This window comes from Stenotrophomonas sp. AGC87 (assembly GCF_057333975.1).
The window spans coordinates 75,502-88,148 of the sequence record NZ_JBHFHW010000009.1; the positions used below are offsets into that span (position 1 = coordinate 75,502).

The 12,647-nt window shown below is 66.3% G+C and carries 11 protein-coding genes; 6 read left to right on the forward strand and 5 right to left on the reverse strand.

The genetic code is table 11. The features are described from left to right. The first annotated feature begins 206 nt into the window (after window positions 1-206). The 5 genes from ACE026_RS04035 (at window position 207) to ACE026_RS04055 (ending at window position 5,652) form a co-directional block, all read left to right on the forward strand. A complete protein-coding gene (locus tag ACE026_RS04035) occupies window positions 207-701 on the forward strand; it encodes a peptidylprolyl isomerase (protein ID WP_088435214.1) in 495 nt (164 codons plus the stop codon). 63 nt (window positions 702-764) lie between these two features. Continuing rightward, entirely contained in the window at window positions 765-1,751 is a 987-nt protein-coding gene (locus ACE026_RS04040) for a malate dehydrogenase (RefSeq protein ID WP_121042906.1), read from the forward strand. Window positions 1,752-1,912: 161 nt separating this feature from the next. Further along, on the forward strand, window positions 1,913-3,790 hold the full coding sequence (gene prpE, locus ACE026_RS04045; RefSeq protein WP_486037977.1) for a propionate--CoA ligase: 1,878 nt from the start codon (window positions 1,913-1,915) through the stop codon (window positions 3,788-3,790). A 233-nt stretch (window positions 3,791-4,023) separates the two neighbouring features. Further along, window positions 4,024-4,518, forward strand: coding sequence for a hypothetical protein (locus ACE026_RS04050; RefSeq protein WP_486037979.1), 495 nt, complete (start codon window positions 4,024-4,026; stop codon window positions 4,516-4,518). A gap of 72 nt (window positions 4,519-4,590) precedes the next feature. Next, a complete protein-coding gene (locus tag ACE026_RS04055) occupies window positions 4,591-5,652 on the forward strand; it encodes a suppressor of fused domain protein (RefSeq protein WP_486037980.1) in 1,062 nt (353 codons plus the stop codon). A gap of 75 nt (window positions 5,653-5,727) precedes the next feature. Here the strand turns inward: ACE026_RS04055 and ACE026_RS04060 are convergent, their stop codons facing one another. The 5 genes from ACE026_RS04060 to ACE026_RS04080 form a co-directional block, all read right to left on the reverse strand. Beyond that, on the reverse strand, window positions 5,728-6,339 hold the full coding sequence (locus ACE026_RS04060; RefSeq protein WP_486037982.1) for a glutathione S-transferase N-terminal domain-containing protein: 612 nt from the start codon (window positions 6,337-6,339) through the stop codon (window positions 5,728-5,730). 89 nt (window positions 6,340-6,428) lie between these two features. After that, complete coding sequence (locus tag ACE026_RS04065; RefSeq protein ID WP_088435200.1) at window positions 6,429-6,887, reverse strand: cell wall hydrolase; 459 nt, start codon at window positions 6,885-6,887, stop codon at window positions 6,429-6,431. A gap of 290 nt (window positions 6,888-7,177) precedes the next feature. Next, window positions 7,178-9,211: a 2,4-dienoyl-CoA reductase FMN-binding domain-containing protein gene (locus tag ACE026_RS04070; RefSeq protein WP_486037984.1), complete on the reverse strand. Its 2,034-nt coding sequence runs from the start codon at window positions 9,209-9,211 to the stop codon at window positions 7,178-7,180. Window positions 9,212-9,319: 108 nt separating this feature from the next. After that, the gene (gene yczE / locus ACE026_RS04075) at window positions 9,320-9,931 is read right to left on the reverse strand and encodes a membrane protein YczE (protein WP_486037986.1); all 612 of its coding nucleotides are present in this window, start codon (window positions 9,929-9,931) and stop codon (window positions 9,320-9,322) included. 98 nt (window positions 9,932-10,029) lie between these two features. Next, window positions 10,030-11,055, reverse strand: coding sequence for a zinc-binding alcohol dehydrogenase family protein (locus tag ACE026_RS04080; RefSeq protein WP_486037988.1), 1,026 nt, complete (start codon window positions 11,053-11,055; stop codon window positions 10,030-10,032). A gap of 373 nt (window positions 11,056-11,428) precedes the next feature. On the opposite strand from ACE026_RS04080, the gene ACE026_RS04085 reads away from it, so the two are divergent. Then, complete coding sequence (locus tag ACE026_RS04085; protein ID WP_486037990.1) at window positions 11,429-12,520, forward strand: OmpA family protein; 1,092 nt, start codon at window positions 11,429-11,431, stop codon at window positions 12,518-12,520. Window positions 12,521-12,647: the final 127 nt, after the last annotated feature.

Below are 12,647 nucleotides of genomic sequence, written 5' to 3' on the forward strand. Positions count from 1 at the left end.
CCCCATGATCTCCGGCAGGTTCTGCCTGGCTCCCCCCCCCCCCCCCCCACTACCGCTGTCCCTGAGGCATTCAGCAAAGCGTTTCCGTGTCGGCGCGGAGGTGCCTGGGCGCGTGGCGACGCGTTTGTCCAACAGGCGCCCGTTGGTCAGGGGGCGCGGTGTATCCTATGGGGCTAACGACAAACCCCCGTACCCCAAGGATTTGCATGTCCCTCATCGCCACTTTCGACACCACCCAGGGCCCGATCAAGGTCGAGCTGTTCGCCGACAAGGCCCCGCTGACGGTCGCCAACTTCGTCAACCTGGTCAAGCACGGCTTCTATGACGGCCTGGTCTTCCACCGCGTGATCCCGGACTTCATGATCCAGGGCGGCTGCCCCAAGGGCCAGGGCACCGGCGGCCCGGGCTACAAGTTCGAAGATGAAAAGAACGGCGTGAAGCACCAGGTCGGTTCGCTGTCGATGGCCAATGCCGGCCCGAACACGAACGGCAGCCAGTTCTTCATCACCCACATCAAGACCGATTGGCTTGACGGCAAGCACACCGTGTTCGGCCAGGTTCTCGACGGCCAGGCCATCGTGGACTCGGTCAAGCAGGGCGACGTGATCCATTCGATCACCCTGGAAGGCGACACCGACGCCGTGCTGGCCGCCCAGGCCGAGCGCGTGGCGGAGTGGAACAAGCTGATCCCCACCGCCTGATCCGATCCCGACGGCCCCCTGTGAAGGGGGCCGTTTTTACGTTTCTTAGCAGAGGAAATCCCCATGAAAGCACCTGTTCGTGTTGCCGTGACCGGCGCCGCCGGCCAGATCGGCTACGCCCTGCTGTTCCGCATCGCCTCCGGCGACATGCTGGGCAAGGACCAGCCGGTCATCCTGCAGCTGCTCGAGCTGCCGGTCGACAAGGCCCAGGCCGCCCTGCGCGGCGTGATGATGGAACTGGAAGACTGCGCCTTCCCGCTGCTGGCCGGCATGGTCGGTACCGATGACGCCGAAGTGGCCTTCAAGGACGCCGATATCGCCCTGCTGGTCGGCGCGCGTCCGCGCGGCCCGGGCATGGAGCGCAAGGATCTGCTGCTGGAAAACGCGAAGATCTTCACCGCCCAGGGCGCGGCGCTGAACAAGGTCGCCAAGCGTGACGTCAAGGTGCTGGTGGTCGGCAACCCGGCCAACACCAACGCCTATATCGCCATGAAGTCGGCCCCGGATCTGAACCCGCGCAACTTCACCGCCATGCTGCGCCTGGACCACAACCGTGCACTGAGCCAGCTGTCGACCAAGCTCGGCAAGCCGGTCGGTGGCATGGAGAAGCTGATCGTGTGGGGCAACCACAGCCCGACCATGTACCCGGATTACCGTTTCGCCACCGCCGAGGGTGCCTCCATCGCCGAGGCGATCAACGACCAGGAATGGAATGCATCGACCTTCATCCCGACGGTGGGCAAGCGCGGCGCGGCCATCATCGAAGCCCGTGGCTCGTCCTCGGCGGCCTCGGCCGCCAATGCCGCCGTCGACCACATCCGTGACTGGGTGCTGGGCAGCAACGGCAAGTGGGTGACCATGGGCGTGCCGTCCGACGGCTCCTACGGCATCCCGGAAGGCGTGATCTTCGGCTTCGCGGTCACCACCGAGAACGGCGAGTACACCCTGGTCAAGGATCTGCCGGTCGACGACTTCAGCCAGAAGTACATCGACAAGACCCTGGCCGAGCTGGAAGAAGAGCGCTCCGGCGTCGCCCACCTGCTGGGTTGATCGCACGCCACGACAGGTGCTGGCCGTTGGTCGGTGCCTGATGGAAGAAACGCCGGGCTTGCCCGGCGTTTTTTTTTGGTCTCCCTACGACCAAGGTCGTGCGGTCGGCCAACGGCCATCGGACTATGCTCGATCCCATGACTTTGTCTGGGAGGGCTGTCATGCGTTACGAAGATGTCTATCGACGTTCGGTCGATGAACCCGAGGCGTTCTGGGGCGAAGAGGCCCATCGCATCTATTGGCATACCCCGCCGCAGCAGATCCTCGACTACAGCAACCCGCCGTTCCGGCGCTGGTTCGTCGGCGGGGAAACCAACCTCTGCTACAACGCGGTGGACCGCCATCTGGTCGACCGTCCCGACCAGCTCGCGCTGGTTGCCATCTCCAGCGAAACCGGCGTTACCCGCGAGATCACCTACCGCGAACTGCACCGCGAAGTGAATGCCTTCGCCGCCGTGCTGCAGCGGCTGGACGTGCAGCGCGGCGACCGCGTGGTGATCTACATGCCGAACATGGCCGAGGCCGTGTTCGCGATGCTGGCCTGCGCGCGCATCGGGGCGATCCACTCGGTGGTGTTCGGCGGTTTCGCCGCGCACAACCTGGCACTGCGCATCGATGACGCCGAACCGAAGCTGTTGATCGCCGCCGATGCTGGCAAGCGCGGTGGCAAAGTGATTCCGTACAAGGCGATGGTCGATGCCGCCTGCGCCGAAGCCGCCTCGCCGCCACCGCATGTGTTGATCGTCTCGCGCGGGCTGGACCCAGCCGAGCCGAAGGTACCCGGCCGCGACGTCGACTACGCCACGCTGCGTGCCGAAGTGGGTGACCAGGATGTGCCGGTGGTGTGGCTGGAATCCAGCGAGCCGAGCTATCTGCTCTACACCTCCGGCACCACCGGCAAGCCCAAGGGCGTGCAGCGCGATGTCGGCGGCTACGCCGTGGCGATGGCGCAGTCGATGGAGACGGTGTTCGACTGCAAACCCGGCCAGGTGATGTTTTCCACCTCGGATGTGGGCTGGGCGGTCGGGCATTCCTACAACGTGTACGGCCCGCTGATCGGCGGCTGCACCTCGCTGCTGTACGAAGGGCTGCCGACCCATCCGGACCCGGGCATCTGGTGGGCGCTGTGCGAACAGTACGGCGTGCGCACGCTGTTCTCCTCGCCGACCGCGATCCGCGTGCTCAAGAAGCACGATGCCGATTTCATCCGCCGCCACGATCTGGAAGCACTGAAGTACGTGTTCCTCGCCGGCGAACCGCTCGATGAGCCGACCGCGCACTGGATCAACGACGCACTCGGCAAGCCGATCATCGACAACTACTGGCAGACCGAAACCGGCTGGCCGGCACTGACGCTGCTGCCGGGCGTGGACATGAAGCCGGTGCGCTTCGGCTCGCCCGGTTTCCCGAACCTCGGCTACCGGATGAAGGTCATCGACGAGAACACCGGCGAGACCGTCGCGCCGGGGCAGAAGGGCGTGCTGGTGATGATCCCGCCCTTGCCGCCGGGCTGCATGACCACCGTCTGGAAGGACGATGCGCGCTTCATCCAGAGCTACTTCAGCCACTTCAAGGAACTGCTCTACAGCTCGCTGGACTGGGCGATCCAGGATGAAGACGGCTACACCTTCATCCTCGGCCGCACCGACGATGTCATCAATGTGGCCGGGCACCGCCTGGGCACGCGCGAGATCGAAGAATGCATCGCCGGGCATCCGCTGGTGGCCGAGGCCGCCGTGATCGGGGTCAAGGATGAACTCAAGGGCCAGGTGCCGCTGGTGTTCGTCACCCTCAAGCAGGCCCTGCAGGGCGACGGCAGTGCCGTGGCGGCCGAGATGATGCAGCGGGTAACCAACACCCTGGGCGCAGTCGCGCGGCCGGCGCACATCCATATCGTCAACGCGCTGCCCAAGACGCGTTCGGGCAAGCTGCTGCGGCGGTCGCTGCAGGCGCTGGCCGAGGAGCGTGACCCGGGCGATCTGTCGACCCTGGATGACCCGGCGGCCTTGGACGAGATCCGGCGCGCACTGGGGAGCTGACGCTGTAGCCCGCCCCCTTGCACGATGCTGCAGCGCATTACCGGCGACGCGAACGCTCGGGTAAGCTGCGGACGTGATCGTTGCAGGCCTTGTCGGCGGCCCGCCGCGCGCTGGGGACACGGCGCGCTTGGGGCGGCCGCCGGACACTGAGGGCCTGGAAGACCACAGGGGCGCGCAGGTGGCGGCGAACGGCTGGCCTACGCGTGATACGGCACCACGTGAAGGGGGAACACATGGCGTATATCCAGGCCAAGACGGCCGCTGGCCGTCAGGAAATCGAGGACCGCGCGCGGCGCTTGCCGCCGGCGTTGCGGTCCATGCTGCTGATGGTCGATGGTCAGCGCGATGACACCGCGTTGACCGCGCTGTTGCCGGGCCTGCGCGCACCGGACGATGCGCTGGCGCAGCTCTCGGCGATGGGGTTGATCGAGATCGTCGGCGGGAGTGCCGCACCGGTCGTCGCCGCGGCGCTGACCGCCGGGCGCGAGCAGGATCCGGAGCTGTACAAGCGGCTGTATGACTGGATGAGCGAATCGGTGCGCAGGCATCTCGGTCTGAAGGGCTATTTCATGCAGTTGAAAGTCGAGCGCTGTACCGATGCCGGCAGCCTGGAGAAGCTGTGGCCGGACCTGGCCGCTGCGATCAGCAAGGCAAAAAGCCCGGCGCTGGCCAACCGCTGGCTGGAAGAAACACGCGCGCTGCTGCAGACCGAGCCCGTGATCGCCTGAAGCGACACCTCGACGGCGGCCGGGCCGCACGCTGTTTAGAATAGGTGTTGTTTCGTGTGCGGGAGAATAGCGATGGTGGATGAGATCGAGGACGACGGCGCACCCGGGTGGGATGCCATCGATGCGGCGTTGAAGGCGGTGTATCCCATGCAGGCGCCGCAGCATTACGGCCCGGTGCTGCGCTCGCTGCTGGGCGGTGAGGACCCGCTGGACGGCATCAGCGCGTACTGGAACGATGCGCCGCTGCCGCACTGGCATTTCGTCAGCTATGGCTTCTCCGAGCTGTATGAAAAAGAGAGCGATGATCCGGCCACCAGTGGGTACGGCTTCGAGCTGAGCTTCCGGGTTGCCGCCGCGGCGGGCAGCGAGCCACCGCCGTGGGCGATGAATTTCCTGCAGAACCTGGCGCGCTACGTGTTCGCCAACGGCAAGGTGTTCCAGCAGGGTCACTACCTCAACGCAGGCGGGCCGATCGTCGCCGACACCGATACGCTGCTGCGGCACGTCGCCTTCATGCGCGACCCGCAACTGCCGCCGCGCGAGACGCCCAACGGCTCCCTGGAGTTCCTGCAGGTGATCGGGCTGACCGATGACGAGATGGAGGCGGTGAAGCGCTGGTCGACCACCGGTGTGCTCGAAGCGCTGCTGCCGAAGATGCCGCTGTGGATCACCGATATCGCGCGTGGCTCGCTGCTGGACGATCCCGCGCTTGCTGCCGCGGTGGCAGAGGGCGCGGCACGTGAAGGTTCGCAGACGGCCTATCTGTTCCTGGAAAAGCTGGGCGGGTCGGTGCAGGGCGAGGGCGCCGACCGGCAGTTGACCGTGACGCTGGGCGCGCGCCAGGTGGAATCGCTGCTCGCGTTGCTGCCGGCGCGGTTGCTGTTCGGCCAGCCATTGACGCTGGTCGGCAACGATCGGCAGATCACGCTGTCGCCGGCGGCCGCCAATGCACTGGTGGTCGAGGGCGATGCGCTGGAATGCCAGCTGGCACCGGCCACGGTGCAGGCGCTGGTCGCCACGGTCCTGCCGCGCCGTGGCACCTATGCGATCCCGGGCTGGCCGGCGCTGCAGGTGGTGGTGGAGCCGAGCGAACTGCGCGATGCCGAGGGCACTGTGGTCGAGATCGTTGGCTGATCGCCGCCCGCGCTGGAAACGAAAAAGCCCGGCACTGCCGGGCTTTTTCTTGTACGTCTAGATCAGACGCACCGGTCAGTTCAGGCCTTCGGCCTTCAGCACTGCCTGCACGCCGGTATCGGCCTCCATGCGCTGCTTGAAGGCGGCGAGGTTGTCCAGGCCGCTCAGGTCGATCTTCGCGCCCGCAGCCCAGCGCAGGGTGATGTAAAAGTACGGATCGGCGAAGCTGCGGAAGCCGGCCAGCCAGGGGCGGTCGGCCAACTGTGCATCGGCGCGCTCGAACAGGCCGCGAAGGCGTTTGCGGGCGGTGGCACGGAGCGCGTCGAACTGAGTGTCGTCTTCGAGGAAGTTGCCGGGCCCGAACAGCGGCTTGAACGCCGGGTGCAGGTCCGAGTTGACGAAGGACAGCCAACGGGTGGCCTCGGCGCGCTGCTTCGGGCTGCCGTCACCGGTCAGGCCGGCCTGCGGGTAGGTATCGGCGATGTAGCCCATGATGGCCGCGTTCTGGGTCAGCACGAAATCACCATCGACGACGGCCGGAACCGAGCCGGCCGGATTGATGGCCAGGAAGGCGGGGGCCTTCAGGGTGTCCTTGTCGAGCAGTTCCACCTCGAACGGCTGGCCGGTCCACTGCAGGGCGATGTGGTCGGCGGTGGAGCAGGCTCCGGGCTTGCTGTACAGCTTCATGGGAACTCCGTTGCGGATGGGTGGAAGGTGAGCCGCCCACTATTCCAGAGCCGGCCCCGCATCCTCAACGGTATGGCCGTAACAGACCGTTACGACGCGCGCGGCTTGAGTTTCTGCACGCGGTAGAAGGTGTGATCGCCAATGGTGGCCACCTGGTAGGCGTTGCGCCAGCTCGGGTTGGCGATTGCCAGGGCGGCGAAGTGGCTCGCACCGGGCACGATCTCCTTGCGCTCACCGGCCGGCAGGGCCCAGTTGCGTTCGGCATCGAAGGCGACGGTCATCGCTTCCTGCCAGGCATCGGCGTTGCCGAGCTGGGTGCCGGGCGCCACGATGGTCGGGGCGAACTGCTTGCGGGCGGTCACCACCTGGCACATCGAGTCACCCCACAGGCCGCTGTCCAGGCGGCGCAGTGCCACTTCCGCGACGGCTTGCTGGCCGCGCAGGGTCTGGTCACGCGCTTCGAGGTAGACGGTCGTGCTCAGGCACAACGAATCGGCGGCAGGCTGCGGCAACAACTGTGACAGCCAGAGAATCCAGGCCAGTTTCATAAATCTCCTTGCTCCGTGTGGGCCGCACCTGGCTGTTCCATCCGATCATGCGGACGGGGCGTGGGTACGACTTGGCGTCATGGGGAGGCGGCCATCGGGGCCGCCCGGGGGCGGACCCGAATAGACGTGGGGTCCGCGCGCTCACTCGAACTGGGTGGTGAGCGGGAAAGTTGGCGCACGATAGGGGGGGATTTCCCAATACATCCTGAACCCGAATGCTTGACATTCAGGTTCGGAGGTGGGGCTGAATCGGCGGTTCAGCCCCGTATTCAGGTCCGTTTCGACCCGGATCAGAGCGCGGCGGCGACCCGGCTGCCCTGATCGATCGCGCGCTTGGCGTCGAGTGCGGCGGCGACATCCGCGCCGCCGATCAGCTGTGCCTGGATGCCGGCGGCCTGAAGCGCGGCGTGCAGATCACGGCGCGGTTCTTGCCCGGCGCACACCACCACATGGCTCACCGGCAGCAGCTGTTCCTGGTCATCCACGCGGATGCGCAGGCCGCTGTCATCCACGCCCAGGTACTCAACGCCACCGAGCATGCTCACGCCCTTGGCCTTGAGCGTGGCGCGGTGGATCCAGCCGGTGGTCTTGCCCAGCCGGGCGCCGGGCTTGCCCGGGCTGCGCTGCAGCAGCCAGACCTTGCGGGCGGGTGCTTCAGGTGCCGGTTTGGCGAGCGCGCCGCGGCCCTCGAACGTCGGGTCCACGCCCCACTCAGCCATCCAGCGTGCCGGGTCCAGCGCGGAGGAGGGCCCCTCGTGGACGAGGAACTCGCCGACATCGAAGCCGATGCCCCCGGCGCCGATGATCGCGACCTGCTCGCCCACCTGGACCCTGCCAAGCAGCACATCCAGATACGTGACCACCTTGGGATGGTCGGCACCGGGGAAATCGACCCGGCGCGGGGTGATGCCGGTGGCGATCACCACCTCGTCGAAACCGGCCAGCGCGGCCACGTCGGCCACGGTATCCAGCTTCACCTGGACACCGGTCTCGTCCAGCTTGTGGCGGAAATAGCGCAGCGTCTCGTGGAATTCTTCCTTGCCCGGGATGCGCTTGGCGACATTGAACTGCCCGCCGATCTCGCTGCCGGCATCGAACAGCGTGACCGCGTGGCCACGCTCGGCAGCCACGGTCGCGCAGGCCAGCCCGGCCGGCCCGGCGCCGACCACGGCGATCCGGCGGGGGGCGGTGGTCGGGCGGTAGACCAGCTCGGTCTCGTGCACGGCGCGCGGGTTGACCAGGCAGCTGGCGGTCTTGTTCTCGAAGACGTGGTCCAGGCAGGCTTGGTTGCAGGCGATGCAGGTGTTGATCGCCTCCGGACGGCCGGCGCGCGACTTGTTGGCCCACTGAGGGTCGGCCAGCAGCGGCCGCGCCAGCGAGACCATGTCGGCACCGCCCGCGGCGAGGATGCGCTCGGCCACGTCGGGCATGTTGATGCGGTTGGTCGCGATCACCGGCACGCGCACGTGCGGCTTGAGCTTGGCGGTGACTCCCGCAAAGGCACCGCGTGGCACCGAGGTGGCGATGGTCGGGATGCGCGCCTCGTGCCAGCCGATACCGGCGTTGATCAGGGTCGCGCCCGCCGCCTCGATCGCCTGCGCCTGCTGCACGATCTCGGCCCAGTTGCTGCCGTCGGGCACCAGGTCTACCAGGGAAAGCCGGTAGATGATGATGAAGTCCGGCCCACAGGCCTCGCGGATGCGGCGCACGATTTCCACCGCGAAGCGCATGCGCTGCGCCGCGTCGCCGCCCCAACGGTCGGTGCGCTGGTTGGTACGCGGCGCGATGAACTCATTGATCAGATAGCCTTCCGAGCCCATCACCTCGACGCCGTCGTAGCCGGCCTCGCGCGCCAGCCGCGCGCTGCGCGCGTAATCGGCGATGTGGCGGTCCACGCCGCGCGCGGACAGCGCCCGCGGGGTGAACGGGTTGATCGGCGCCTTCAGCTTGGAGGGCGCTACCGAGAGGGGGTGGTAGGCGTAGCGGCCGGCATGCAGCAGCTGCAGGCAGATCCTGCTGCCGTTGTCGTGCACGGCCCGGGTGACCTGGCGATGCGGGCGGACCTCCCACGGCCAGGACAGCTTGCCGCCGAACGGCTTGAGCCAGCCGACCACGTTGGGCGCGAAGCCGCCGGTGACGATCAGCCCGACGCCGCCGGCCGCCCGCTCGGCGAAATACGCCGCCAGGCGTGGGAAATCGCGTGCACGGTCTTCCAGACCGGTATGCATGGACCCCATCAGGACCCGGTTGCGCAGCTGGGTGAAGCCCAGATCGAGCGGCGTGAACAGATGCGGATAAGCGGTGGATTCGGCGGCTGGCGACATGTGGATACGCTTGCGTACGGAAGCCCGCAGGGTGCCGCGAAAGGCCCTGAAGAGCAAGCGCATGTATCCCGCCAGGTGCCGACCGCTGGTTGGCGCGGCGGACGCCCGTTACGGCGTGACGACTGCCGGGGCGGGCTTGCCGATACCGAACAGCGGCAGCGTGACGCCGCACAGCGGGCCGATCAGCAGCGCGAACGCGAGGGTGCCCACCCCGACATTGCCGCCCAACCACCAGCCGATCAGCAGCACGGTGCCTTCGATCGCGCTGCGCACGATCCAGATCGGCCAGCCGGTGCGGGCGTGCAGGCCGGTCATCAGGCCATCGCGTGGGCCGGGGCCGAAGCGCGCGCCGATGTACAGGCCGGTGGCCAGCGCGACCAGCAGCAGGCCGCACACGAACATCGGGATCTGCCAGGCCAGGCCATGCACTTCGGGCAGCAGCCACAGCCCGAACTGCGCGCTGGGGCCGATCAGCAGCACGTTGAGCACGGTGCCCAGACCCGGTTTCTGCCGGATCGGCCACCACAGCAGCAACACCAGCGCGCCGATCACATTGGTGGCCACCCCGAAGGACAGTGGCGTCTGCAGCGCGATGCCCTGTGACAACACATCCCAGGGCGCCACCCCGATCGCCGCGCGGATCATCACGGCCGCGCCGAAGCCATACAGGAACAGACCAAGCAGGAGTTGCAGCAGGCGCAGGGGCAGGGACGTGGGCATGTCGGTTTCACCGGAAGGGCCACTGACTGTAGGGGGCCCTTCGCACCGCCGACAGATACAGATGCGCGCGAATCTGCGCAGACACATTGCCGCGCGCGTCAGTCCCAGCCGGACAGCACCAGTTTGCCGATCACGCCGCTGCCTTCCAGCTGGCGATGTGCCTCACGCAGGTTCGCTGCAGTGATCGAGCCCAGATGCGTATGCGCGGTTGTGCGCAGTTCGCCGGCGTCGATCAGGCTGGCGGCACGGCTCAGAATGCGGTGCTGTTCGATCATGTCGTGGGTCTGGAAGCGCGACCTGGCAAACATGAACTCCCAATGGACGCCGATACATTTGGCTTTGTAGGGATCGCCGATGCGCAACGGTCCGCGCGGTTCAACGATCAGCCCCACATGTCCCTGCGGGGCCAGCAGCTCGCCCAGCGCGTCCCAGTAGTGGTCGGTGTCGGCCAGGTTCAGCGCCACCTGCACCTGCGCGATGCCCAGTGCCTGCAGTTGCACAGCCAGTGGCTGGCGATGATCGATCACGTGGTCGGCACCCATCTGGATGCACCACGCACGGGTTTGCTCGCGCGAGGCGGTGGCGATGACGGTGAAGCCGGCATGGCGCGCGAGCTGGATCGCAATCGAACCGACGCCGCCGGCACCGCCGATGATCAACAGGTGCTGCCCCCGGTGGCGGCTGTCTTCAAAGTGCAGCGGCATGCGCTGGAACAGCAGTTCCCATGCGGTCAGCGTGGTCAGCGGCAACGCTGCAGCCTCGGCGAAATCCAGCGTGGTGGGTTTGCGCCCGACCAGGCGTTCGTCCACCCACTGGTATTGGGCATTGCAACCGGAGCGGGTGACATCGCCCGCGTAATACACCTCATCGCCGGGGGCGAACGCCGTGACCTCCGGGCCCACCGCCTCCACCACACCGGCCGCGTCATACCCCAGGATCCGCGCTGGATTCTCCTGCTGCGGGCGCGGCGCGCGCTGTTTGGTGTCAACCGGATTGACGGAAACAGCATGTATTCGTACCAGCAGGTCGCGTCCTTGCGGCGCACCGGGTGGCGCAATGCGCAGGTCCTGCAGCGCGGCGGGGTCTTCAATCGGCAGATACTGGGTCAATCCCACGGCTTTCATATCGGCTCCGGATACGGGGGAATCACCCTCATCATACGGATCACGGCGCCGCTGTTTTTGCGCTGAATCAAGGCGTCATCGCCATTTGAACCCTAACGTGAAAAATGTGTCGCGACGTCGCCTGAATTAGGCAAAACCCTTGTCACTGCTGGGTCTTGCGGAATTTCATCAACCTGTATAGGGTGCCACCAGCTGGACCCGGTAGAGGTCTGGCGGTCGTCTTCACATGTTACGGGACTGTTAACATCACCTTCACTCGCCTGAGCATAATGTTCGCGGCGGTGGCGTGCTGAATCGGCAGTCTGAAAACGACGCAGTAGTGCTGGCCCATGCCTCTACCGGTTTCATACCCCCGAAATAGGAGCTGTACTCAATGAACAAGAAGATCCTCACTGCCGCGCTGCTGGGCGGTCTGGCTTTCGCCCAGGCTGCATCGGCGCAGGATTTTGACGACCGCTGGTACCTGACCGGTTCGGCCGGCTTCAACTTCCAGGATAGCGACCGTCTGACCAACGACGCTCCGTTCGTTACCCTGGGCCTCGGTAAGTTCATCAGCCCCAACTGGTCGCTGGATGGCGAGCTGAACTACCAGAACCCGAACTTCGACGCCAACCAGGATCTGAACTGGAGCCAGTACGGCGCCTCGCTCGACCTGCGTCGCCACTTCATCCAGGAAGGCCGCGGCTGGAACCCGTACCTGCTGTTCGGCCTGGGCTACCAGAAGTCGGAAGAAGAGTACGCAGCGCTGAACAACAACGGTCCGCGTGAGCGCAAGGACGGCAACTTCGCCGCCAAGCTCGGCGTCGGTCTGCAGACCACCTTCGAAAAGCGCGTCGCCGTGCGTGCCGAAGTGGCCTACCGCGCTGACTTCGACGACCAGAGCATTGCTGCTCCGAGCGAAGACTGGTTCGGCGACGTGCTGGCTTCGGTCGGCGTCGTGATCCCGCTGGGCCCGGCCCCGGTTGCTGCCGTGCCGGCTCCGGCTCCGGTTGCGCCGAGCTGCGCCGATCTGGATGACGACGGTGACGGCGTCAACAACTGCGACGACAAGTGCCCGAACTCGCAGCCGGGTCAGACCATCGGTCCGGACGGTTGCCCGGTCCCGGTGTCGATCGATCTGAAGGGCGTGAACTTCGACTTCGATAAGTCGAACCTGCGTCCGGACGCGGTTGCGATCCTGAGCGAGGCTTCGGAAATCCTGAAGCGTTACCCGGATCTGCGCGTTGAAGTGGCCGGTCACACCGATTCCAAGGGTACCGACGCTTACAACCAGAAGCTGTCCGAGCGTCGTGCTACCTCGGTGTACAACTACCTGACCCAGAACGGCGTTGACGCTTCGCGTCTGGTCGGTCCGATCGGTTACGGCGAGAGCCGCCCGATTGCGCCGAACACCAACCCGGATGGTTCGGATAACCCGGAAGGTCGCGCCAAGAACCGTCGTACCGAGCTGAACGTCCAGAACTAATCCTTCTGGCAGTACAGTCTCAATAAGCAGGGCCCGGCATTGCCGGGCCCTGTTTTTTTTTGTCTTCTCTCAACTCGACACTTGGGCCCTTCCGCGCGCGTCACGCCCCGTATCGACCGGTAGGCCC